Annotated in this window: 16 protein-coding genes; 5 read left to right on the plus strand and 11 right to left on the minus strand. The window is 45.5% G+C overall.

The window, feature by feature from the left end; all coding sequences use genetic code 11:
* Positions 1–302: 302 nt before the first annotated feature.
* Together hupB and L8G48_RS00955 are read left to right on the plus strand one after the other, a co-directional pair.
* The gene (hupB, locus tag L8G48_RS00950) at positions 303–575 is read left to right on the plus strand and encodes a nucleoid-associated protein HU-beta (RefSeq protein WP_011234253.1); all 273 of its coding nucleotides are present in this window, start codon (positions 303–305) and stop codon (positions 573–575) included.
* Positions 576–726: 151 nt separating this feature from the next.
* Entirely contained in the window at positions 727–2,595 is a 1,869-nt protein-coding gene (locus L8G48_RS00955) for a SurA N-terminal domain-containing protein (RefSeq protein ID WP_248262744.1), read from the plus strand.
* Between the two features lie 73 nt (positions 2,596–2,668).
* Here L8G48_RS00955 and L8G48_RS00960 read toward each other — a convergent pair whose 3' ends face one another.
* Genes L8G48_RS00960 through L8G48_RS00985 form a run of 6 tightly spaced genes read right to left on the minus strand, consistent with a single transcriptional unit; the run spans position 2,669 to position 9,580 of the window.
* The gene (locus L8G48_RS00960) at positions 2,669–4,393 is read right to left on the minus strand and encodes a BatD family protein (protein WP_248262745.1); all 1,725 of its coding nucleotides are present in this window, start codon (positions 4,391–4,393) and stop codon (positions 2,669–2,671) included.
* A complete protein-coding gene (locus L8G48_RS00965) occupies positions 4,387–6,216 on the minus strand; it encodes a vWA domain-containing protein (protein ID WP_248262746.1) in 1,830 nt (609 codons plus the stop codon). The genes L8G48_RS00960 and L8G48_RS00965 overlap by 7 nt, the downstream gene beginning before the upstream one ends.
* A complete protein-coding gene (locus tag L8G48_RS00970) occupies positions 6,213–7,196 on the minus strand; it encodes a vWA domain-containing protein (protein WP_248262747.1) in 984 nt (327 codons plus the stop codon). The genes L8G48_RS00965 and L8G48_RS00970 overlap by 4 nt, the downstream gene beginning before the upstream one ends.
* Positions 7,189–7,668, minus strand: a complete 480-nt coding sequence (locus tag L8G48_RS00975; RefSeq protein WP_248262748.1) for a DUF4381 domain-containing protein — start codon at positions 7,666–7,668, stop codon at positions 7,189–7,191. Before L8G48_RS00975 ends, L8G48_RS00970 begins: the two co-directional genes overlap by 8 nt.
* Positions 7,665–8,624 carry a DUF58 domain-containing protein gene (locus L8G48_RS00980; protein ID WP_248262749.1) on the minus strand — a complete coding sequence of 320 codons (960 nt, stop codon included), beginning with the start codon at positions 8,622–8,624 and terminating at the stop codon, positions 7,665–7,667. Before L8G48_RS00980 ends, L8G48_RS00975 begins: the two co-directional genes overlap by 4 nt.
* On the minus strand, positions 8,624–9,580 hold the full coding sequence (locus tag L8G48_RS00985) for an AAA family ATPase (RefSeq protein ID WP_248262750.1): 957 nt from the start codon (positions 9,578–9,580) through the stop codon (positions 8,624–8,626). Before L8G48_RS00985 ends, L8G48_RS00980 begins: the two co-directional genes overlap by 1 nt.
* 211 nt (positions 9,581–9,791) lie before the next feature.
* Here L8G48_RS00985 and fadI point away from each other — a divergent pair, with 211 nt between their 5' ends.
* Positions 9,792–11,102 carry an acetyl-CoA C-acyltransferase FadI gene (gene fadI, locus L8G48_RS00990; RefSeq protein WP_248262751.1) on the plus strand — a complete coding sequence of 437 codons (1,311 nt, stop codon included), beginning with the start codon at positions 9,792–9,794 and terminating at the stop codon, positions 11,100–11,102.
* Positions 11,102–13,228, plus strand: coding sequence for a fatty acid oxidation complex subunit alpha FadJ (gene fadJ, locus L8G48_RS00995; protein ID WP_248262752.1), 2,127 nt, complete (start codon positions 11,102–11,104; stop codon positions 13,226–13,228). The genes fadI and fadJ overlap by 1 nt, the downstream gene beginning before the upstream one ends.
* Before the next feature lie 20 nt (positions 13,229–13,248).
* Here fadJ and L8G48_RS01000 read toward each other — a convergent pair whose 3' ends face one another.
* The 5 genes from L8G48_RS01000 to nadK form a co-directional block, all read right to left on the minus strand.
* On the minus strand, positions 13,249–17,067 hold the full coding sequence (locus L8G48_RS01000; protein WP_248262753.1) for an EAL domain-containing protein: 3,819 nt from the start codon (positions 17,065–17,067) through the stop codon (positions 13,249–13,251).
* A 158-nt stretch (positions 17,068–17,225) separates the two neighbouring features.
* The gene (locus L8G48_RS01005; protein ID WP_248262754.1) at positions 17,226–19,934 is read right to left on the minus strand and encodes an insulinase family protein; all 2,709 of its coding nucleotides are present in this window, start codon (positions 19,932–19,934) and stop codon (positions 17,226–17,228) included.
* Positions 19,935–19,963: 29 nt separating this feature from the next.
* Positions 19,964–20,314: an outer membrane protein assembly factor BamE gene (locus L8G48_RS01010; protein ID WP_248262755.1), complete on the minus strand. Its 351-nt coding sequence runs from the start codon at positions 20,312–20,314 to the stop codon at positions 19,964–19,966.
* Positions 20,315–20,400: 86 nt separating this feature from the next.
* Positions 20,401–22,065: a DNA repair protein RecN gene (gene recN / locus L8G48_RS01015; RefSeq protein ID WP_248262756.1), complete on the minus strand. Its 1,665-nt coding sequence runs from the start codon at positions 22,063–22,065 to the stop codon at positions 20,401–20,403.
* 79 nt (positions 22,066–22,144) lie between these two features.
* Positions 22,145–23,023, minus strand: coding sequence for an NAD(+) kinase (gene nadK, locus L8G48_RS01020; protein WP_248262757.1), 879 nt, complete (start codon positions 23,021–23,023; stop codon positions 22,145–22,147).
* A gap of 142 nt (positions 23,024–23,165) precedes the next feature.
* Between nadK and grpE the strand changes: the two genes are divergently transcribed.
* Positions 23,166–23,831 (plus strand): nucleotide exchange factor GrpE, encoded by a 666-nt coding sequence (gene grpE / locus L8G48_RS01025; protein WP_248262758.1) that lies wholly within the window; start codon positions 23,166–23,168, stop codon positions 23,829–23,831.
* Positions 23,832–23,835: the final 4 nt, after the last annotated feature.

Here is a 23,835-nt window from a genome sequence, read left to right on the forward strand (position 1 = left end):
CCAAAAGCTTAATGCCAGAGTCATATTCGGACGGTAAAATGCGGCCTGTAGATGAGAAATCCTGCTTCAGGCCGCATTTTTTCGTTAAAAAGTCCGTAAAAAGGGTTTTCAATCGAAACGACTGTGGTAGCCTAGAGTTCAAAGCTGATTCCAATGTATTACATTAAGAACAGCTGGATAGCAAAGCTATTTGGATAATGGTGCTTGAACAATTAAATCAAGCTTGATATAACCGTTTTGGCTCATTTAACTCCGAATGGAACCACGGAAACTTGATAATAACAATTTAAGGGGATGATACTGTGAACAAGTCTCAGCTTATTGACAAAATCGCGGCAGGTGCAGATATTTCTAAGGCTGCTGCTGGTCGTGCTCTGGACTCAATGATCGATGCAGTAACTGATGCTCTAAAAAAAGATGACCAAGTCGCATTAGTTGGCTTTGGTACGTTTAGTGTGCGTGAGCGTTCTGCTCGTACTGGTCGCAACCCTCAAACGGGCGAGACTATCCAGATTGCTGCTGCTAAAGTACCTTCTTTTAAAGCAGGTAAAGCACTGAAAGACGCAGTAAATTAATTAAAGCGCATTAGCGCTTTTTTTATAGAATAATACGAGTAACCCGAGGTTATAAACCTCGGGTTATTTTTTTGTATGGATGGTGAGTTTTAAGACGAATCACCTTATAATGTGACGTCGATTATTCAGGTTAGATAAGGAAAGCCTTATTATGTTAGAGCGGATTCGGGAAGGCTCGCAGAGTTATACTGCTAAGGCCATTCTTGTGTTAATCATTCTAACTTTTGCACTAGCGGGTGTCGGTGGCTATATCACCGGCGACACAGAAGATGCCGTTGCAAAAGTTAATGGAGAAGATATTCCTCGTAGTGACTATGATCGTGCTTACGAGAATGAGCGCAGTCGCTTACAAGAGCAGTTTGGTGATATGTTTTCTGCTATCACTTCCGATCCAGACTATATGCGTAATTTGCGCAGTGGTGTACTTGAGGGACTCATCGAACAAGAGCTGTTAGTACAATATGCGGAAACGAACGGAATGAGAGTGGGCTCTGAACAAGTAAAAGCGGCCATTCGCGATATTCCACAGTTTCGTACGGCGGGTCAGTTCGATAACGATGTTTATTTAATGGCGTTGCGTAATGCTGGTTACAGTCCCGAAGCTTTTGCTAAGGTGATGCAACAGGATATGACTCGGAACCAATTAGTTCAGGGGGTATCCGGATCGGAGTTTGTACTGGAACCTGAAGCTTTGGCGTTCTTGCGCTTGCAAAGCCAATCTCGGTCAGGCGGTTTTTTGATTGCCCGGAACGATAATTTTGAAGATCAGGTCGACATTGCTGAACAAGACATTGAAACTTTCTATCAGCAGAATCAGGATATGTTTCGTACTGAAGAAAAACTCAGTGTCGCTTATATTGAACTGTCCTTGGCCGCAATTGAGTCGGACATTGAAATCTCTGAAGAAGAAGTGCGCGAATACTACGAACAGCGTCAGCAACAATATACAACAGAAGAGGAACGCCGCATTTCTCATATTCTGATTGAATTTGATACTGAAAATGCAAAAGAGCAGGCAGAACAAGCCTTGTCTGAACTTGAGCAGGGCGCAAACTTTGCCGAAGTAGCAAAAACCTATTCAGACGACACCTTCTCTGCTGAGCAAGGTGGTGACCTTGACTGGATCGAGTCCGGCATGATGGATGAAGATTTTGATGCTGCTGCTTTTGAGTTGGAACGCGTTGGTGACTTATCCGGCATTGTCGAGACCAGTTTTGGTTATCATATTATTAAGCTGACCGATTTACGTGAGGGAGCTGTCACTCCATTCAGCGAAGTTAAAGAAGAGGTTCGCCAGCAGTTACTCACTGAAAAAGCTGAAGATCGTTATTTTGATATGCAACAGAAGCTTGCGGAAATCAGCTTTGAGCAGCCTGATACGTTAGAGCCCGCAGCTGAAGAAGTTGGAGCAACGGTACGTCGAACCGATTTATTCATTCGCGAGAGAGCCCCGACGCCACTCAGTGATGATGTCATTCTTAATAACTTGTTTTCAGAGCAGTTAATTGAGGAAAAGCTGAATAGCGATATTATCGAAACATCAGATGATCGCTCATTGGTTGTACGCGTGACTGAACATCAGCCCATTCGTGTAAAACAGCTGACTGAAATTCGTGACCAAATCGTTGCTGAACTGCGTATTGAAAAAGCTCAAGATTTAGCTCTGGAAAAAGCTGAAGAATGGCTGCAGGCTTGGCAGGCCGATGAAGAACTTGGCAAAGAAATTGTTTGGCTGGATAGCGTTGCACGTAACAATGGTGAATATCCTCAAGCCATTGTACAGGAGCTTTTCTCAATATCTCCTGCAGCAGACGGCGAAGCTTCTTTTACCACGGTTGCTTTACCAAATGGTGATGCTGCCGTCGTTGCTTTGACCGAAGTGTCTCCGGGGAGTGCGAATGAAGGGCAGCTTGACGAATTGCGGGCGCAATTGCAGAACCGGCAGGCGCAAGTTATGTTGCAAGCTTTCATTAATAATTTAAAAAGTAATGCGGATATAAAGCGTTTATCGACTCGATAAAATTTTAACTCTGTTGAAACTAAAAAAGGCTCAGACCGTAATAAGTCTGAGCCTTTTTATTGGGTATGAAAGCTTAACTTTTGTAGAGCTCAGGTAAGTTTTCTTTACCAACGTTTCTGTCTTTGTTTTTCTCCAGAGATACTCTAACTGCCTTATACAACATTTTCCCATCGCCCCATGAGTTACTCGCTGGCTTATACAAGCTTTGCTGCAGAGTAGTAAGGTATGCACCTTTTATTGAGAGCTGCTGAGACAATTCGGTTAAGCTATTAAATGATTTGCCAAAATAACGATTTGCCCATTTTAATAAGGAGTTCTTGGCTGCTTGAGCATCATTTTTACTGCAGGCGCGCTGGAAATCGCGCCACAATTTATTTTTGTTTAACTCGTCTTTTGTCTCTGCTCTTTTTTGTAAGCCGGCATTAATGGCAGAAGCGAACCTCTTACTCCAGATAAGGTAGCCGTTAATGAGTAAAGACAAAGCCAGAATTAGACTGACTAATGCAATGAACCAGCCTTGCTTCCACCATATTGGGTTTACTGAAGTTGTTGACGCTTTTGGCTGCTCAGTAGCCGTTTGAGGAGCTTGAGCGGGAAATTCACTTTGAGTCTGCTCTGTGGGTATAGCCTGCATACCTTCAGCCATATCCACTGAAAAATCTAATGCTTCAGTTTTAGCTGACGCCGCTAATCCCGTTTTTGTATTAAACCAGGGAACCGTGAGTGGCGGAATGGTTAGTGGTCCGGGTTGGTTAGGCACTAAAGCAAAACTCACTGTCTTTTGAGAGATAACGACGCCGTTGCGGGTAAATTGATCCGTTTCGTCGCCATCAGGATAAACCCGCACTGTATCAGGGAAGTCCGGCTTTATATCCGGCAGTTGTTCTGGCTTTACTCCCACCGCAGTCAACATGTAGGAAATCGTCAATGGTTCGCCGACCGTATAGCTTTCTTGCTGGGGAGAAACTGATTGAGAGAGACTCACTAACTCGCTTGGCAACCAATGTCCTTGCCATTTATCGGGTACAGGCTGCACCTCTGCCTCAATAGTTTCAGCTATGGTACTGACCGGCTGAGTATTCGAGAACGATGAAAATATTGAACGTTGACCCTGGGTAAATACTTCGCCATCGAAACGCGCACCAATAATCGTCAATGGACCGGATTTACTGGGGGTTATTTGATAAATACGTTGATAAACCTTATAACGACGACCATTGACCATTTGTGTACTTTCTTGATCCTGGCCAATCTGCCGAACATCGGCATTCTCTACTTCAGGGGGAATCAAATTCCCTTTATTGAGATCAGCAGCAAGGAAAAGCCGGGCAACGTAGGTGATCGGTTGTTGCAGGTATACCTGTTGACTATCGACCTGAGCTTCCAGAAACGCTATTTTTTGTTCTGTGTCCTGATTACTGCCTGCTCCGAGCACTTGCAGGGAAATGGGAGCAGACGAAACACCATCTATAGTGATCTCAGGGATTTCATACTCCCCCTCAGCCTGAGGGATAAGCACAGTAGTAAAGCGGGTTTGTTTACTGAGACGCCCATTTATCATCGATGTTTGACGGCTGACCGATGTTCTTCCTACGACAAAGTCTTTTAGCAGTTTTGAGGGAGAGAAACTATCATTCGCAACATCGTCATCAACTGTCACGTTTAAAACGAAAGACTGATTAGCAGTAACCGGGTTGCGATCGACTGTCGCCGTTACTTCGGAGACATCGGCGCGAGCGAGTTGGCAGACAAGTAAAAAACCAATCAATAAGAGGGTGTGTAGCCATGCTCTTACCATTTTTTCTCTTCTCCTTGTGGTTCTGAAACTCGACGCTGACGACGGCGTTGGCTTTCCAGAAGCATTTTGTTGCGCAGCAGTATGCTGGGGTCGTCCGGAACCCGGTTCATCCATTGTTCCAGTTGCTGAGCTTTTTCGGGGTCAATATCGCCCTCGGCAACTTTCTGTTGCAGTTGTTGAGTGGATTTCTCATTCGTTTTTTCATTTTTAGCCTTAGCTTGTTCTTTTTTTGGCTCTTCAGACTCAGACTTTTGTTCTTTTTCAGCCTGTTCGGGTTGATCATTTTGTTGACCCTCCTCATTTGGGTTGGGAGGCCCGTCGTTGTTATTGGACTCATTACTTTTCTGCTCTTGCCCGTTGTTACTTTGCTTGGAGTTTTCATTCTTTTGGCTGTTTTCTGAGTCCGACTCATCTGACGTATTCTTTGAATCACCGGAGTCTTGCTCTTTTTTTTGCTTTAACTGCTGCGTCACTTGCTGGTTTTCAGCGGCTTTTGACCAACCCGGGCGTTGCTCCAATGCTTTGTCGTATGCCTCAATTGCTTCGTCATAGAGCTGCTGCTGAGCCAGAGCATTGCCTAAGTTATAATGTGCTTCAGCTGACTGTTGCTGTGAAAAGGCACTGGCGGCTTCTTCAAAGTTACCTTGCCGATATAAGGCTGCGCCTCGTCGAATGGGATCTTCACTTAAATTGGCTGCTTGCTCATATTCCTTATCCTGATATAAGCGCTGTGCCCGTTGTTCTGTATTCAGAAACGGCTGTTTCCAGGTGGGATCATGAGCAGCTTTAAGTTCAGGACTATAGCTCATTAATGGCATAAGCAGTGCGGGGACTAATAGGTTGAGCATGGCGCCCCGACGCCAACTAAACAGCATTAAAGGTAAGATAAAGAGGGCGATATAGGGACCCATATCACGCCAGGCATCGCCTTGTTGCTGGTCATCGTTGTTTTTGCCTTCACGTGTCAGAGGCGCCTGACTTATCAGTTTTTCAATATCACTGTTGTCTGCTGTAACTGAGGTAAATACACCACCTGTAATTGACGCCAAATCAGCTAATCGGGATGGATAGGTTTTGGCTATGACGACTTGATTATTGTTTTTTAGTAAACGACCTGAGCTGTCACGTATCGCCGCGCCTTCTTCAGTACCGACCGCGAGAATTGAAACCCGGTGCTCTAGCGAACGCAAGTAGCGACTGATCTGGTTGAGTTCGCTACTGCTAATGCCGTCTGTAAGCCAATAGATATCGCCTTGCGGGTAACCGGCGTTTCGTAACAGTTCATTGGCTAATTGCAGAGCGAATAAAGGCTCACTTCCTGGCGCAGGCATAATATCAGGCGATAATGACGGAATAAGGTTAATCAAATTACCATTATCGGCAGTAAGCGGACTAATAGTAAAAGCATCATCAGCGTAGGCAATCAGTCCGGTGTCACCATCAAGCCCCGCCCTGACCAAATCAATGGCTTTATATCGCATACGGGTGAGTCTGTCAGGTGAAATATCATCGGCTAACACCGAGGGTGACATGTCTATAATGACAACCTGGCCTGATTCCAGCTGATAGACCGGCTGTGGCAGTCGTTCCCAGGTTGGGCCGGATAGGGCAAGTGTTGTTAATATAGTAATTAACAGAAACCGATGAATTGGCCATAATGATGGCTTAGCGCCTGATTTCACCAGCACTCTGGATAAGTGCCCGGGCAGCCACTGGTGCCATCCGGCTTGATGTTTTTGGCTGTATAGTAAACGCCAGTAGAGTAAGCCTGCCGGAATTAACGCGAGCAGCCACCAGGGGCGTATTAAGTGTAATTCGCTCATGAACGTCTCCCCCAGGGGCGATAATGCATCATGACAATAGTGACGAATAAAAGAAAACTGATTGCTAATGGCCAGTAAAATAAACTCACTTGCGGTCTTAGCTGCTGAGGGTCACCGGCAATCGGTTCCAACTGATCCAACCTTTGATAAATAGCTTCGAGCTCATCGGTACTGCGTGCCCGGAAGTATTTGCCACCGGTTCGTTCAGCAATACTTTGCATTAATGGAACGTCTAAATCGCGGCTTGGGTTCACTTTGCGTTGCCCAAAAAAGCTGTCAACAACCACTTCTTCAGCACCAACCGCTATCGGATAAATTGTAACGTCGTAAGCCTCAGCAAGCTCAAGTGCTTGATCCGGTGTCAGGTTGCCCGCTGTATTCTGGCCATCGGTCAGTAATACTAATACCCGGTTGGACTCCTCGTCGTCGCGAAAGCGTTTGACCGATAGGGCAATGGCGTCGCCTATTGCCGTTCGTTCGCCGACTAACCCAAGTACCGATTCATTTAACATCTGTTTTACGGTATTGCGATCGTAAGTCATTGGCGTTTGCAGATACGCGGTGTCGGCGAATAAAATCAAGCCTAGCCTGTCACCTTTGCGGCGTTGAATAAAGTCGCTTAGAACGTGTTTAACCATGGTCAGACGATCGACTGAGCGTCCTTCAAGCTGCATATCTGCAATTTCCATACTGCCCGACAGGTCGACTGCCAGCATAATCTCTCTGCCTTCGGCACGAACGGCTAAAGGCTCTCCTAACCACTGAGGTTTTGCAACAGCGGTTACCAGCATAAGCCAGCATAAACTCATAAGCAGTAACAGTAGTCTGCGTTTTCCCGTGCTTTGCCCTGTGCTGACCAATCCATAGGTACTGGGAACTCGTATCGCGGAGCTATTTCTTCGAACTTCAGGAACCCATTTCCATAGAATAAAGGGTAAAGGTAACAAACAAAACATCCAGGGCCAGGCCAGTTCAAACATGCTCAGCTCCCGGTTGTTTGCTCAAATCTTTACTCAGCCAGAGTTTAGCTAACTGATAGTAACTTTGACGAAATGCATCGTCAGCAATGCCATAAAAGTTCTTGTCGGCTTGTTCGAGTATAGGCTCAAACAATACTCTCTCTTTGTCAGACAGCGCCGCTAACAGAAAAATCAACCAATTGCGGCTGTGTTTTTCTGCTATCAGCTCTCTGGGGTAGTAAGCCAGCGCTGTGCGTTTGAGCAATACGGTGAGCTGTTCGACGCTACTGTTATTTTGTTGCAGCAGCTGCTTCATGGCCGTCTTACGTGTCCGTGACTCTTGCCAGCGGCGAACTCCCCAGATAATGAAAATTGCCACGAGTATAAGCGCAACAGCAACTACTACCAGTGCCACCCAGGAAGGTGGCCACCAACTGGCATCATTGGGTTCAACAATATCGTTTAACTGTTGTAATGAAGGCTGTTGTGTCATATCACCTCCGCCCACTGCTGCTCCAATGGTACTGAGCTGGATATTGGCGTTAAAGAGAGCCGCCGCTTTTTAAAAGCTTGTTGAACGGCTTGCCAGCGTTGCTGTGCTGCTTGTTGATACGTTTTTCTTTGCTGCCGGTCTGTCAGGTTGATATTAACGTGTTCCCGACCATCTGTAATCGCCAACGGGTGTGAGGAATACCCTTGAGGCAATTCGAGCTCCATTGGGTCGTATATGCTAAAGCAGCGAATAGAATTATGCTGAGATAACACGCGTAAACCGTCCAGAAGTTGATTACTGGCGCCATAAAAGTCACTGATAAGATAAACGGTGCTGCCTGGCCTCACCAGTTGACGCAAACGTTTCAAATTCTCATCTAACGCATTTTTCTGTTGTTTTTGTTTGTCTTTCCAGCGAGCCAGGCTGTCTTCATGAACGTCCAGCAGTGCATGGCATAAACGCAAAACACCTTTTTGTCTGGCAGCAGGCTTTAACTCTTGATGAAGCCAGCCGTTGCCTATTAACCCGCCGATGCGATCACTTTTATGCTGTGCCTGCCAGGCAAGCGCAGCAGCCAAGTGACAAGCCTGAACGGATTTAAATACAAATTGGCTACCAAAGAGTTGAGTCAGAGATAAATCCACCGAAATAAATACCGGCCGCTCTTTTTCTTCGCGGTAGAGTTTCGTATGGGCTTTTCCGGTTCGAGCGGTTACTCGCCAGTCAATAGAGCGAATATCGTCGCCGGGCTGGTAATGACGCACTTCATCGAACTCCATGCCACGCCCACGGCTTTTGCTCAGCAACGGGCCGGTCTGGCTTGAGCGCGGTAAACTTTTGTGATGGCGTGCGAATGCATGAATTTTGCTGCGATAATAAAGCAGCTCCTGAATGCCAGGATTGATACCATCGCAGTGCAACTGCTTAAGCCATTGTTCAATTTCAGCGTTTAACATTATGGTGCCGGTACCAGCTTGAGAATGGTGTCCAGAACTTGATCGTGCGATACACCGTCGGCTTCAGCCTGGTAACTCAAAATGATGCGGTGCCGCAGCGCGTTATGAAAGACACTGATAACATCGTCAGGTGTTACAAAGTCGCGGCCGTCTAACCAGGCTTTAGCACGGGCGCAACGCTCCACTGCTATAGTGGCACGAGGGCTGGCACCGTAGCCAATCCATTGAGCTAAGTTCTGGTCATAATGCTGCGGCTGGCGCGTTGCGATAATGAGCTGAACCAAGTAGTTCTCAACGGCTTCATCTAAGTATAATTGCAGAACTTCATGCCGGGCATTAAACAGCTCTTTTTGCGTTAATGGGGTAGGAATGTCCTGATCCCCTGATAGCGCCTCACCTCGTGTCAGGCGCAGGATTTGTTGCTCTGTTTCTGCATCAGGATAGTCGAGTTTTAAATGCAATAAAAAGCGGTCAAGTTGAGCTTCGGGCAATGGATATGTACCTTCCTGCTCTAACGGGTTCTGTGTGGCTAATACCATAAAAAGGTCAGACAGCGGATAGCTGCGCTGACCCACCGTAATTTGTCGCTCAGCCATTGCTTCCAGTAAAGCCGATTGAACTTTGGCCGGTGCCCGGTTAATTTCATCGGCCAGAATTAAATTATGGAACAAAGGGCCTTGCTGGAACTCAAACTGACCCGTTTCGGGACGAAAAATGTCGGTGCCGGTTAAATCGGCGGGCAACAGGTCGGGAGTGAACTGCACTCGGTGGAAGTCACCTTCAATGCCTTTTGCCAGCGCTTGCACTGCACGAGTTTTAGCCAGGCCGGGAGGGCCTTCAACCAGCAGGTGACCGTCAGCCAATACGGCAATTAAAAGGTTTTGGGTAAAGTCGGGTTGTCCAAGTACTTGTCGATTCAGGTAGTTTTGTAGTTGTTGAAACGCTGTCGCGATCATGTTTACTCCAGGCTGTCGTTATCGGCGAAAACTGACTATGCTGTCAGTACCGCATAGCAATGACAGCAACAATGCTGTCTTTGTTCCGAATTTTCAATCTATACAGCATACTTTACCGAAAACGGTGGTTTTAATCTGCTCTATTACGGGCTAGAATTTGTAAGTTAATTTGTGGTCAGACCAGTATTGATTTTTGAATTGAGGAATTATTATGACAGCAGCACAACGCTTGCTAACCGTTAATGGTGAAAGAATAGCCTTTGTGGCAGGTTTAAGAACACCGTTTGCGAAACAGGCAACGGACTTTCACGGCATACCCGCGGTCGATTTAGGAAAAATGGTTGTTCAGGAATTAGTGAATAAAACCGGAATTGAAGGTGACTGGGTTGAACAACTGGTTTTTGGACAAGTGGTTCAGATGCCCGAGGCTCCGAATATTGCCCGTGAAATTGTGCTTGGCACCAGTTTGCCGGTCAATACCGACGCTTACAGTATTTCCCGCGCGTGTGCGACCAGTTTTCAGTCGGCTGCAAATATTGCCGAAGCCATGATAGCCGGCCATATCCGCGGCGGTATAGCCGGTGGAGCGGACTCTTCATCTGTATTGCCTATTGGTGTCAGCAAACATCTGGCCAGGGCTCTGGTTGACTTAAATAAAGCCAAAACCCTGGGGCAGCGACTTTCTATTTTAAAGCGACTGAGCTTTAAAGATTTGCTACCGGTTCCGCCGGCAATTGCCGAATACAGTACCGGGTTAAGTATGGGCGAAACCGCTGAACAAATGGCAAAAACCCATAACATTAGCCGTTCAGATCAGGACGAGCTGACCGTCCGCTCTCATCAGAAAGCTCATGCAGCCTGGGAAGCTGGCTGGTTAAATGATGAAGTTATGACGGCTTATCCCGAGCCTTATAAGAAGCACTTAGGTCGTGATAATAATATTCGCGGTGAGAGTCAGGCGGATAAACTGGCTAAGTTAAAACCGGTATTCGATCGTAAGCATGGCTCAGTCACGGCGGCAAACAGTACTCCGCTAACCGATGGTGCTTCGGCAGTGCTTATGATGACAGAAAGCCGCGCTAAAGAGCTTGGCCTGCCGGTGCTGGGGTATTTACGCAGCTATGCTTTTGCGGCTCTGCAGGTGGAAGAAGACATGCTCATGGGACCGTCTTATTCAACTCCGGTTGCGCTTGAGCGTGCCGGCATGACCCTCAATGACTTAGACCTTATCGACATGCACGAGGCCTTTGCCGCGCAGACATTGGCGAATATAAAGATGTTTGCCAGCGACAAGTTTGCTAAAGGAAAACTGGGCCGTGATAAAGCGATTGGCGAAATCGACATGGACAAATTTAATGTACTGGGCGGCTCCATTGCTTATGGTCACCCATTTGCCGCTACCGGTACCAGAATGATCACGCAAACTTTGAATGAACTGCACCGTCGTGGTGGAGGTGTTGGTTTGACAACCGCTTGTGCCGCAGGTGGTTTAGGTGCAGCAATGATTGTGGAGACAGAATAATGAGTCAGGATAAAGCATTCACTATGGAAGTAAGGGACGATGGCGTCGCAGTGATTACGATTGACGTCCCCGGTGAGTCGATGAATACCTTAAAAGACTCATTTGCAGACGAAGTCGGCAGCTTGATGAACCGATTAGAGAGTGACGACTCGGTTAAAGGCGTTGTGTTTATCAGCGGCAAGCCCGGTTCCTTCATCGCTGGCGCTGATATCAACATGATAGATGGCTGTGAGAACGCGGTAGACGCCGAGAGTCTGGCACGAAAAGGTCAGGCTATGTTTGATCGTATAGAGCAGCTGAATGTTCCTGTTGTTGCCGCTATAAATGGCGCTTGCTTAGGTGGTGGTCTGGAGTTAGCCATGGCATGTCATGTACGGGTGTGTACAGACAACAGTAAAACAACCATGGGCCTGCCTGAAGTGAAACTAGGCCTGTTACCGGGCAGCGGTGGGACTCAGCGGTTGCCGGAACTGGTTGGTGTGCAGCAGGGACTGACTATGATTCTGACCGGCAAAGAGTTGCGCGCGAAACAGGCTAAAAAAGCGGGTTTAGTCGCAGAAGTGGTACCACAGAGCATTCTTTTAGAGGTGGCCGTTGAACACGCGTTAAAGCGTAAGCCAAAATCAACTAAACCGCCGCTGAAGGGCTTTAGTAAGATACTGGAAGCAACGCGTTTTGGTCGTGACATCATTTTTAAGAAAGCCAGTGAACAGGCTCAGAAAAAAGCACAGGGCAACTACCCGGCTATTGATAAAATCATTCAGACGGTTAAGGAAGGCGCAGAACGCGGACGTGAAGCTGGTCTGGATAAAGAAGCTCGCAGTTTTGGTGAGTTGGCAATGACGCCGGAATCTTATGAACTGCGTCAAATTTTCTTTGCGACCACTGAAATGAAGAAAGAAACTGGCGCTGAGGGTGTGAAGCCTGACTCGGTGAAACGTGTTGGTGTCCTTGGTGGTGGTTTGATGGGCGGCGGTATTGCCTTCGTCACGGCGGCTAAAGCGGGTATCCCGGCTCGTATTAAAGATATTAGCGAAGATGGTGTGAGTAATGCACTGCATTACAGTTATGAGCGCTTAAATAAAAAAGTAAAGCGTCGTCATATGCGTCGTGCAGAGCTTGAAAAAACCATGTTGATGTTAAGCGGTTCGCTTGACTACAGTGGCTTTGAGCGTACCGACGTGGTTATTGAAGCGGTATTTGAAGATCTTAACCTGAAGCAGAAAATGGTCGCAGATGTTGAAGAGCACGCGAAAGAATCGACTATTTTTGCAACCAATACCAGTTCGCTGCCAATTACTCAAATAGCAGCGACAGCAAAGCGTCCGGAGCAGGTTATCGGGCTTCATTATTTCTCACCGGTGGATAAAATGCCGTTGGCAGAAATTATTACGCATGCGGGAACCTCCGATAAGACTATCGCAACTACGGTTTCTTTGGCGAAAAAGCAGGGTAAAACGCCGATAGTCGTAAAAGATGGTGCTGGCTTTTATGTTAACCGCATTTTAGCGCCTTATATGAATGAAGCCGCACGTTTACTGTTAGCGGGTGAGCCAATCGAACACTTAGATAAAACCATGGTGAAATTCGGCTTTCCTGTGGGTCCAGTTACGTTGCTTGATGAGGTTGGTATCGACGTTGCTGCAAAGGTGGCGCCGGTATTAGTGAAAGAACTCGGTGACCGTTTTGAGGCACCCGAAGCTTTTGAGAAACTGATTGACGATGACCGTAAAGGTAAGAAAAATCAAAAAGGTTTCTACAAGTACGGCAAAGGTGTCAAAGGTAAGCCGGTGGATACTTCAGTTTATTCGTTGCTGGATATTGATCCGAAACAAAGTAAGTCGGCCGAAGATATCATTGATATTTGCTTGTTGCCGATGCTGAACGAGGCTGCATATTGTCTGCACGAAGAGATTATTCGCAGTCCGCGTGATGGTGATATTGGCGCCATCTTTGGTATCGGCTTCCCACCTTTCCTCGGCGGACCTTTCCGTTATATGGACAGTCAGGGACTGGAAACTATTGTGAATAAACTGGAAAAGCTCTCTTCAGAAAGAGGCGAACGATACACACCAGCGCCGTTACTTAAACAGATGGTAGAGAACGGCTGGCGCTTTTATCAGTAATTTATTTAACCAATGAATGGTTATACCTGAGCAGCGACTTCATTGTGCTGCTCTATAAACTCAATTAATGCGTTAGCCGGCATAGGTTTGGCGTAGTAAAAGCCTTGAATGTATTCGCATTTGAGGCTTTTTAATGTCTGTAGCTGCGCTTTAGTTTCAACCCCTTCTGCAACCACTTTTAACCCCAGGTTATGGGCCATGGCAATGATAGAAGCCACCATATTACGATCTTTATCATTTATCGTAATATCATCGACAAAAGCTTTATCAACTTTCAGACTGTTCATTGGGAAACGCTTAAGATACGACAGTGAAGAGTAACCCGTACCAAAATCATCCAGCGCCAGTTTGACACCCATATCGGACAGATTTTCCATCATCGTGATAGCGCGCTCCGGGTCACTCATAACCATACCTTCTGTTATTTCAAACTCGACATGACGAGCATGCAAGCCTTCTTCACGTAAAATTTGTTCTATTTGTAACGCGAGACTGGACTGCATAAACTGCCGGGCTGATAAGTTAATAGCAACGCTTTTGGGTGCGCCGGGGGCTGTCATAAACTGTCTCATATCCCGGCAGGACTGACGTAAAACCTCTTCACCTAAAGGAATGATCAGTCCGGTTTCTTCTGCTAAGGGGATAAAATCAGCCGGACTGATCATTGAGCCGTCACTGTTTTCTATGCGGACCAGAGCTTCCAGTCCGGCGATATGACCAGAGCTCATTTCAATTTTAGGCTGGTAATGAACTCTAATATTGTTGGTTTTTAATGCTGACCGTAGTTGGTTTTCCAGTTTCAGTCGTTTTACCGCATTTTCGTTCATGGACTGGCTGAAAAACTGATAGCAATTTCCGCCTCGTTGCTTAGCGTGATACATCGCCATATCGGCTTTCTGTAAAAGCTCCTGTGACGTCTGACCGTCGTGAGGATACAGCACGATGCCAATGGAACTGCCAATGACAATTTCATGCTGTTGGATCAAATAAGGGTCTGACACTTTAAGGTTTACTTGATTTCCTAAATCGCCAATAAGGTTAATATCGACGCTGTCTTCAATAAGCAACCCAAATTCATCACCGCCCAGACGGTAAAGCGTATCTTGTCTGCGCCCAATGTCCATTAGTCGTTCAGCTACTTGGCAAAGAAGCTCATCTCCAATTTCATGTCCCAAGGAATCGTTAATTTTCTTAAAGTCATCCAGGTCAAAAAGCAATAAAGTATGAGACACTTTTTTCCGGACCAGGTTTGAATGACTGACCTGAAAGTAGGAGCGATTCGGTAAGCCTGTTAACGTGTCAGTATTAGAAAGCCTGCGCATTTCATTTTCGGTATGGCGTCTTTCAGTAATATCAGAGAAGCTGGCAACTATTAACGATACTTCACCATTATCATCGCGAACAGCATCAAGTGTCAGTTCCATAAGGAACTCATCGCCATCTGCTTTGACGTCGCTAATTTCACCGCGCCAGGTTCCGTCTTTTATCACCGCCCGTTTTATTTGATTAACAAAACTGTCCGGGTAACAGGAAAGCGTTAATAACTGACCCAGTACTTGCTCGCGTTGGAATCCGCTGATACTCTCAAATGCGTTATTGACTTCACGTTTACGGAAAAATCGGTCAAAAATACAGATGCCATCCGATATGTTGGTAATGGACGCTGCCAGCATATTGATACGCTCCTCAGAGCTTACCAGGCTGCTAATATCGCTTAACGTCCCAAACATTACGTGATTTTCGCCGTTAGCCTGCAATTTTCCACGGTCTAAAATCCAAAGCCAGCTACCGCGGTTATCCAAACGATAGCTGCATTCGAATAAATCTGACTGGCCCTGTAAGTGTTCAGCAAGACTTTTCTGTAAGCGTTGCAAGTCTTCTGGATGGACATTGGACTTTCCACCGGAAAAGCCAACACGTTTACCATCAATAGGAAAAGCCGGGCCGTTTTTCCAAATATTCTGTCGAACCAGTTCGCCGGAGCTTAAATCCCACTCCCAACATTGATATTGACTCGACTGAAGCCCCTGAGTTTGCCTTTGTAGTTGTTGGAGCTTTTGTTGAGATGCTGTTCGGCGTCGCTGTTGGTAACGCCAGTAACTGGCTGTTAGAGCAAAAATAATAAAAATATAGCCGGCCCAGGCAATGGGACTTTGCCAAAATGGCGTTGTTATGTTGAACGACTTAAAGGTTGATGGGGACCACCGTTCATTGTCGTAAGACACTTGAACTTCTAATTTGCGTTGACCTGTAGGCATTGATGGAAGTTGAACTGAGTTATAGCCCGCATCCAGAAGTTGCCAGTCATCTTGTGTATTGTCCGTCTTGTAACGATAGACAAGTTGGTTAGGTGCGATTGCAAAAGGTGCCGTAAAATTAAATAAGTAGGTGGTATCACTTATCTTTTTTGTGTCAATGTGTACTGGATTTGTAAAAAATGAAGGGTCTTTTCTGATAGGCTTTTTCTCAGAAACCTCTCCAAACTCATTAATTTCCAGTGCGTATTCATTGTTGTGTAGCCACAGCGAATGGCCATGTCTTGTTAAATTAAAATCTACCAACTTTGTGGATAACGTGGGTATGTTCAGTTTATTCCAGCTTTTATCAATAATGTCGTACTGATAAAACTCTCCAGAGTCACTGACAATGTATAACCGATTCGCAAATAAACGCATTTTATTAACCTGAACGTTAACCTCAGGGTAATGGTTCAGTTCTGATATTTCCTCTTGCTGAGTGTCATAAAATAATAAGCCAAGCTCAGTTGCCAGCCACCAGTTACCATTACTGCCTTCAATTGCGGCAGACACTTGCTGCATGAGTTTGGGAGTGTTGATCGCTATTGTATTTGAGTTGTTTTCTTTGAGGAGCTTTAGTGCTGCCGGAGCAAAAGGGGTTTCTATTTGCAAAATACCTTGATTCTTCGTTATGGAAAAAATGTCGCCCCGGGCTATTTGTTGCGTTCGGTTAACAGGGAAATTATGCAATTTATTGAGTTGATTACCGCTCAGTTGATAAAGGCCACTTGCAGTACTGAACAGAATATCGTTGTCTTCTGTGATTTGTATATCAGCAATATTATCCAGTTCACTAACAGCGTCCGGAGTCGGCACTAAGCGGAAGTCTCTATCAAGTATAATAACGCCCTGATCAGTTGTTAACCAAAGTTGTTGCTGGTAGTTCAATGCTGCATAAAGTTGACTGCCCGGTATGTTATCGGTAATGGGGTTTTGCTTATTGAGAGCGAATACTTCCCGGGAAAAACCATCCCAAACGAACACGCCATCTTCTTCCGTACTTAACCAATACCAGTTTTTACCGCGAAAAATATAATTGACCTTCGTAATCGGAACATCATTATAGGTTAATTCCAGTCGCTCAAATTTACTGGCTAGCGGATCACTCCGGAAAACAAAACGATCAGTAGTGACCAGTAAGCGGCCACTTGAGTCTTCTGAAATGTGTTTTATGCCGGCTTTATTTTCAGAACCAGCCTCAGGAAGGTTAAAAGTAGACATGTCACCAGATGAAAGAGACAGTTTTGCAAGACTTTTTCCCGTACTAAACCATAGTTTTTCTGACTGACTAAAAAAAAGTTGATGGATACTGTTTGAAAGCAGCTGGCTATCAGCTTCAGACGTTATTGGATAATTATAAAACTGAGTTCCGTCAAAACGGCTGAGACCGCTTGCTGTAGCAATCCATAAAAAACCATTAGGGCCTTCAGTAATATCGTGAATATGGTTGCTGGGCAGGCCGTCAGCAAAAGACCATTGTTTAGTTTGGGACGCTTTGAATGGCTCTTGTGCATCAACATTGGGACTATAGATTGATAACAAAAGGCATAGGAAAAGCACAGAGCATAATGTTCTGATAGACAACGTAAAAATCACAGGAAACCTAATGGCTGGCTACTTTAGCAGCTTCTATTGTTGATTTATCGTTAAGGTAACGGGAGAGCGCTTGGCTGTCAAAGACTATTCTACGCTTTTAGTCCTCAGGTTTGAAGTCTCAGAGCCTGCGCTTTATCGGTTAAGCGATGCTTTATTCTTTCCAGCCATTGTGCTAACTGACAATGCTCAAGAGCAGATAGTAGCAGTTGCTGCCGGTTAAACTCGGTATCAGTGAGCTGAATCGCGCCCCAAAGCCTTTGGCTTCGCACTCTCAGATTTCTATCGACAGTCTTAATCTGTTGTTTGAGTGTAGATTTAGCATGATGCCATTCTTTAAGTGTTAAATTACTCAGCCGTTCGAGTTGCTGTTCAATCATTGCCTGCATCGCTTGAAAAATTTCGTCTGGGTTAAACTCATGTGACTGTAAAAAGAATAAAATGCCTGGTAAGCGCTGTACCGTGAAGTATTGGCTACCGGCAACATATCCAAGTTGCTTTTCAGTTCTCAGGCTTTGAAAAACCGATTGATGGATCAGTTGCTGCAACAGCATAAAGTTAATTTGTTCAGTCGATGTGTCATCTACTCCCTGGAAGTAAAGGAGCAAGGCTCTATCTGAATGCTCAGATGGAACATCGAGCTGCTGATAGACAAAGTCTTCAACGCGTTTTATCGGGGGGCTCTTTGTTGAGGCCGGTTGTGCACTCGGTAAGTTAGCTTTAATAAGATGACTGAGTTGAAAAGCATCCTTCTTTTGCCAATCACCGTGAGCAAACGCAGTTACATGGATAGGACTAAAAAGTTTAGCGACTTCTACCGTAAATTGACGAAATGAAACGGGCGCTAATTCGCAGGCTAAGTCGCCGAGTCGAAATAAGCCGGATTGCAATTGTTGATTCAATTCTGCAAACAACTTATTTAGAGGTTGATTCTGATGAGCAGAGCGCCAGTTACTTAACAGGCTTTGCTTAAGATCTTGCCACCGGCGTCTCGCAAAGCGCGTTTTTAAAGCACGTTGAATAAGGTGCTGCATTAAAGGGATTTGACCAGCTGACAAACCGGTCGTATGTATAGTTACTCCGCTTTGAGTTGGATAAATATTAAAGTGTAAGCCCGCGACTTCGGCGTCGTAAAGATCATCGTTCAATGCATCTATCATTAATTCTGACCATAACCTGGCGATGGCAAAGTTGAAGGCTGAATTGGTAACTGCTGGTAATTTTAAGGAAAGGTAAATATGCCCTTTAGGGACTCTGAAATCGCGATCCTGTAAATGCCATAATTGTAACTGAGAGCTGTCTTCAATTAATTGAGGTATTGACCCGCCAGCTTCCAGAGGTAAAGGGTCGAAGCGAGAGTTTAAGAAACGGTTAGGTTTCGGTAATTCGCAATTAAAGCCTTTTGGGAGGGATTTGAATTTTTGATGTTGTCTGGAATTGATGACTTCGAGGTCATAGTTTGTATGGTATATAGGCGCCGTTTGGGTGGCTGCTACATCAGGAGCCACGAGTGTTATACGGGCATTCTCTGCTGTCATTTGTTGCAGCAGCTGCTTCGCATAAGAATGATTAAGACTATCCATACGATAATCACCATATAACGCATCTTCCATCTTATAGTGAAATGCATTAACCGATAATTGATTCGCAAGCTCGCCAACGGGTGTCGGTTCCTGATAAAGGAAACTCATTTCAGTGGTAATGCGCCTTTCTTTATAGCGCCAGTCGTCAATACCTTCAGCTTCAACTTTTCGAATATAAGCAAAAATCCACTGAACAACCTGTTCAACTTTATGGCGCCCCGATTCGGTAAGCTGCAGGTTTATATTAAAATCTTTAAAGTTACTGCCGCTGATGCCCCCGCCTGCCGAAAGCGAATTCACCCACCCTTTTGACCGTAGCGCATTGAATAAACTTCCCGGGCCTTCATAACCTAGTAAATGCGCAATAAAACTGGTCGTTTTATGGGGATAATCGGCGTCAATACTGGGTAGAGGCAGCGTAACAATAAGCCGATAGGCAACTTTGATAGGTTTAACCTTTATCCATACACCTTTTTGTGGGGTAAGGTACAGCGGACTTTTTATTGAAGTTTTGCTACGACATTCCTGTTTAATTTGTGCAAAATGCTGGCGTGCCAATCCACTTAGCTCCTCGATGGATTGCGGCCCAGCCAGAACTAACCGCATTCTTTGAGCAACGTAATGCTCATCGAAGAAATTTTTTAGCTTAGTTCTCAGGCTACCGTGCTCATCGTCGTTAAGTGTTTTGAGGTTACCAACTGAAAATTGGGTAAAAGGGTGCCCGGGGTTGGCTGTTACCTTGTGTACTTGATATAAACGACGGAGTTCATCATTTTGCTTGAGTCTAAACTCAGACTCTATAGATTGCCGTTCTTTGTCTATCCAGTTATCAGATAATAACGGCTCTTTTAATATGGCGGAAAAAAACTCTAAAGCACGAGGCAGAGCATTAGCATTACAATCGAAGTGAAAGTTTGAAAATTCAGTGCCTGTCCATGCGTTATGCTGACCACCATTTAGGTTGAGAAAATGGCCAAAAGCGGCGGGCTCAGGAAAACTCTTACTCCCTAAAAACAACATGTGCTCAAGAAAGTGAGCTAAGCCTTGTGTATGTACAGGATCATCAAAATGGCCGGCATTGACCGCAACAGAAGCTGCGGCTTTCGGGCTGTCGGGGGAGTTAACCAACAACACGTTAAGTTGGTTTTTTAAAGTGAGTTGTTGATAGTCTCGTTTGTCTTTAGGACTGCGGACAATACGGACGACCTCATCAGTGTGTGAAGAGTTCGCCATAATTCTCCTTGCTGTCTACTTTAGGCGAGTTACTGACCCAAGGGTTGAGTAAACTCTTCAGGCTTATCAAAATCACCTTTCATGTCCTGAAGTTTGTTTTCGTTAAAGGTTAAAACGAGTTCCTTTCGATAGTCTTCGCCAGTATTTGGATCCATAGTATAGAGATAAACCCAGCGTTCAGAATCAAAGCTATTGTCAGCAACCGGAGTTCCTAACACATAAATAACTTGCTCTTGGGTCATATCAACGCGTAACTTATCAATATCGTCTTGCTCAAGGTAGTTTCCCTGTGGGATATCAATGCGATAGACTATTTTGTCGAGCAAAGAACAGCCATTCAAAGCAATAACGGCAACTAGAAAAATTCCAAATCTTGACATGAAATACCTATTAAAATTAATCTCAATTGATTGTATCAGCGTTGATGATAAACAATGAGTTCATCGAACGCCAGCATAGAACGAATTTAACTCGCGAGTAACTCTCTGGCATTCGCTTTTGCCATGTCAGTGACTTTATCGCCTCCCAGTAAACGTGCGAGTTCAGTGACTCTCTGCTGCTTAGATAAAGCAACAACCGCCGTTTCTGTTTCAGCGCCATCGGTCCTTTTACTCACTTGTAATTGCTGATGAGCTTTGGCCGCAACTTGCGGTAAATGTGTTACACAGATAACTTGAGATGTTTTTCCTAAAGCTTGTAGCATGGAACCTACAATTGCTGCTGTAGGGCCACTAACGCCAACATCGATTTCATCGAACATCATGGTAGGAACCGTTTTTTGCGTTGCTGTCATCACCTGTATGGCAAGGCTGATTCTTGAAAGTTCACCACCGGAAGCGACTTTATTTAGGGCTTGAATGGGCTGTCCGGGGTTAGTGGTTACCAGAAAGTCGACCTGATCGGTGCCATAGCGATTTGCCCGCGCAGTGGCATCATGTTCAACCTGAATAACAAAGCGGCCATGAGGCATACTCAGTTGGTGCATTGAGTGACTTATTTTTTGGCTTAACTCCGCCGCTGCCTGCTCCCGGCTGGCTGATAGCTTCTGTGCACTTTTACGATAAGTTTTTCTGGCCTGTTGTCTTTCTTCGTTTAGCTTAGAAGCGTCTTCTCCGGCTTGCTCTAAATTATTCAGCTCATTGATTAATTTTTGGTGTTGTTGGCTAAGTTCTGAGCCTGATATCTGGTGTTTTTTAGCCAGATGAATCGCTGCACTTAACCGCTCTTCAACCTGTTGTAATTCACCAGGGTCAAGTTCTAAATCATCCTGATATTGCCGTAATTCCAGAGCAGCTTCTTCAATATGTACTTTTGCCTGCTGCAGCAACTGATGGATGGGAGAGAGTGCGTTATCCATTTCCGCAGCTTCGGCCAGACGTTGGCCGGCAGACTGGACCAGACTGGAGGCATTATTGTGCTCTCCTTCGTAGAGCGCATTTAAGGCAAATACCCCGGCTTCCAGTAAAACTTTGCTGTTACTTAAACGCTTGTGCTTATTTTCCAGCTCTTCAAACTCACCGTCGGCCAATGAGAATTCGTTCAGTTCATTAACCTGGTATTCAAGTAACTGACGCTGAGCTTCCAGTTCTTCTTTTTGTTGTTGGTAGCTTTGATACTGTTTTTCTATCGAAGCCCAGTTTCGATAGTTTTCCTGAACGTCAGTCAATAAATGTTGGTGGCGTGCGTAACTGTCCAGTAGATTCAGTTGATGTTCTTCTTTTAATAACAACTGATGTTCGTGTTGGCCATGAATATTAACCAACAGCGGTGCCAGAGATTTCTGCTGACTCAATGGTACTGGGGTGCCATTTATCCAGGCCTTGGAGCGACCGTCACGTTGAACTACTCGGCGCAATAGGCAGTCATCGTCTGTGTCGAACTCGTTTGCCCTTAACCAGTGAAACGCCGGGCTATCGGTTTTTAGAGTAAAAACGGCGGTTATTTCTGCTTTTTCTTGTCCGGGACGAACCCAGTTAGCATCGGCCCGGCTACCCAGACAAAGGCTAAGGGCATCCAGCGCGATAGATTTACCGGCACCGGTTTCACCAGTGATAGCTGTCATACCGTTGTGAAATTCAATGTCTAAAGATTTAACAACGGCAAAGTTGCGAATAGTTAATTGCGATAACATAGACTCGCTCCAATACTGTTAATATATACAGGTTATACAGTATTTATACAGTAGATGTGTTAAAATGCAAGTTCGCTTATTAAAAAAGTCTACTGCCCCAGCCGAGTTTGTTACGCAATACGTGATAGTAGTTGTGGTCTATCGGGTGAATCATGCGTAAAGTTTTCGGGTATTTTTTGATGATGACATCATCTCCCGGATGGACTGTCATGCGCACGTGGCCATCGCAGCTAATCTGAAGCAAGTCGTTGTCAACAGCCGCTTTAAGCCTGACTTCACTGTTCCCGTCGACCACAATAGGCCGGCTACTCAACGTGTGGGGAAACATACTGACCAAAGTCATGGCGTCGAGCCCGGGGTGCAAAATAGGGCCTCCGCCTGAGAGTGAATAAGCAGTGGAACCTGTTGGGGTAGCACAAATCAGCCCATCCGAACGTTGACTAAAAACAAAGTGGTCATCGACATACAGCTCAAATTCAATCATATGCGCGACTTTATCAGAGTGAAGTATAATTTCATTAATTGCTCTGCCGGTTCCGGACGGGCTGCCTTTGTTAATAACTTCGGCACAGAGCAGAAAGCGTTCTTCTATGTGGTAATCACCGTTTAATACTGCCAGTAGGGGAGTTAATACTTCATCAGGGGCCAGATCAGTTAAAAAACCCAAATTGCCGCGGTTTACGCCAATAACTCCAATATCGTTTTCACAAAAGGCTCTTGCAGCTCCCAACATATTACCGTCGCCGCCGACAACAATGGCAATTTCAGCCCAGTCGCCTAATTCCTGCAAACTGAGTGTTTCGATTCCCTCAGGTAACGTCAGTTGCTCTGCTGTGCGCGTTTCCAGACACAACGCAAAACCACGATGGGTTAAAGCGGTAGTAATGGTTTCTAAGGTTAACTGGGTGCCACGATCATTGGCTTTACCAAGTAGTCCAATTTTTTTAAAAGCACTCATTCACGGGATCCTTATGCGTTCGTGTGCTTACGCTACGACGAGGAAGAAAATTTATCAAGCAAGAGAAATCCCCTTGAAAGAAAAAAACTTGCCCCCATTAACTTTGCAACCTTAATTTTAAACTGGTTAAAGAGAGTCACTTATGACTAATAAACACGATTCGAAACAAACATCTGAGGCGGCGAATGAGCCGACAGTAGAGCAGCAAAAAGCGGAACAAGAGGCCGCGCAAGCTGCCGAAGAGGCATTACAGCAAGATGTTGCTGCTGATGAAACTGAAACAGCGGGCCAGTCGTCAGAACAAACCGATCGTATTGCAGAGCTGGAGCTGGCTTTGAGTAAAGCAGAAGCGAAGGCGAATGATCAGCGCGACTCGGTATTGCGCACTCAGGCTGAAATGGAAAACGTGCGTCGTCGTGCCAGTCAGGATGTTGAAAAGGCGCATAAGTTTGCTTTAGAGAAATTCGCGAATGAGATATTGACCTCGGTTGATAACTTAGAGCGCGCTTTACAGCTGGCTGACAAGGAAGACGAAACGAATAAAAACTTTGTTGAAGGTATTGAGCTTACCTACAAAAGTTTAACCTCAACGCTGGAAAAGTTTGGCGTTAAAGCCATAGGTGAAGAGGGCGAAGCGTTTAATCCAGATCAACACCAAGCCATGTCGATGCAGGAATCTGAAGAGCATTCGAACAACACCATCATTGCTGTTATGCAGAAGGGCTATGAGCTTAACGGACGTTTGTTACGTCCGGCTATGGTGATGGTTGCACGCAACTCTAGCTCGGGTGTTGATACAAAAGCGTAACAAA

The sequence above is a fragment of the Idiomarina aminovorans genome, assembly GCF_023155095.1.
In the GTDB taxonomy this organism is placed as follows: domain Bacteria; phylum Pseudomonadota; class Gammaproteobacteria; order Enterobacterales; family Alteromonadaceae; genus Idiomarina; species Idiomarina aminovorans.

Excerpts from the sequence above, each read along its gene's own strand:
- L8G48_RS00955 (WP_248262744.1), top strand. The coding sequence starts at position 727 with ATGTTAGAGCGGATTCGGGAAGGCTCGCAGAGTTATACTGCTAAGGCC.
- L8G48_RS00960 (WP_248262745.1), bottom strand. The coding sequence starts at position 4,393 with ATGGTAAGAGCATGGCTACACACCCTCTTATTGATTGGTTTTTTACTT.
- L8G48_RS00965 (WP_248262746.1), bottom strand. The coding sequence starts at position 6,216 with ATGAGCGAATTACACTTAATACGCCCCTGGTGGCTGCTCGCGTTAATT.
- L8G48_RS00970 (WP_248262747.1), bottom strand. The coding sequence starts at position 7,196 with ATGTTTGAACTGGCCTGGCCCTGGATGTTTTGTTTGTTACCTTTACCC.
- L8G48_RS00975 (WP_248262748.1), bottom strand. The coding sequence starts at position 7,668 with ATGACACAACAGCCTTCATTACAACAGTTAAACGATATTGTTGAACCC.
- L8G48_RS00980 (WP_248262749.1), bottom strand. The coding sequence starts at position 8,624 with ATGTTAAACGCTGAAATTGAACAATGGCTTAAGCAGTTGCACTGCGAT.
- L8G48_RS00985 (WP_248262750.1), bottom strand. The coding sequence starts at position 9,580 with ATGATCGCGACAGCGTTTCAACAACTACAAAACTACCTGAATCGACAA.
- fadI (WP_248262751.1), top strand. The coding sequence starts at position 9,792 with ATGACAGCAGCACAACGCTTGCTAACCGTTAATGGTGAAAGAATAGCC.
- fadJ (WP_248262752.1), top strand. The coding sequence starts at position 11,102 with ATGAGTCAGGATAAAGCATTCACTATGGAAGTAAGGGACGATGGCGTC.
- L8G48_RS01005 (WP_248262754.1), bottom strand. The coding sequence starts at position 19,934 with ATGGCGAACTCTTCACACACTGATGAGGTCGTCCGTATTGTCCGCAGT.
- L8G48_RS01010 (WP_248262755.1), bottom strand. The coding sequence starts at position 20,314 with ATGTCAAGATTTGGAATTTTTCTAGTTGCCGTTATTGCTTTGAATGGC.
- recN (WP_248262756.1), bottom strand. The coding sequence starts at position 22,065 with ATGTTATCGCAATTAACTATTCGCAACTTTGCCGTTGTTAAATCTTTA.
- nadK (WP_248262757.1), bottom strand. The coding sequence starts at position 23,023 with ATGAGTGCTTTTAAAAAAATTGGACTACTTGGTAAAGCCAATGATCGT.
- grpE (WP_248262758.1), top strand. The coding sequence starts at position 23,166 with ATGACTAATAAACACGATTCGAAACAAACATCTGAGGCGGCGAATGAG.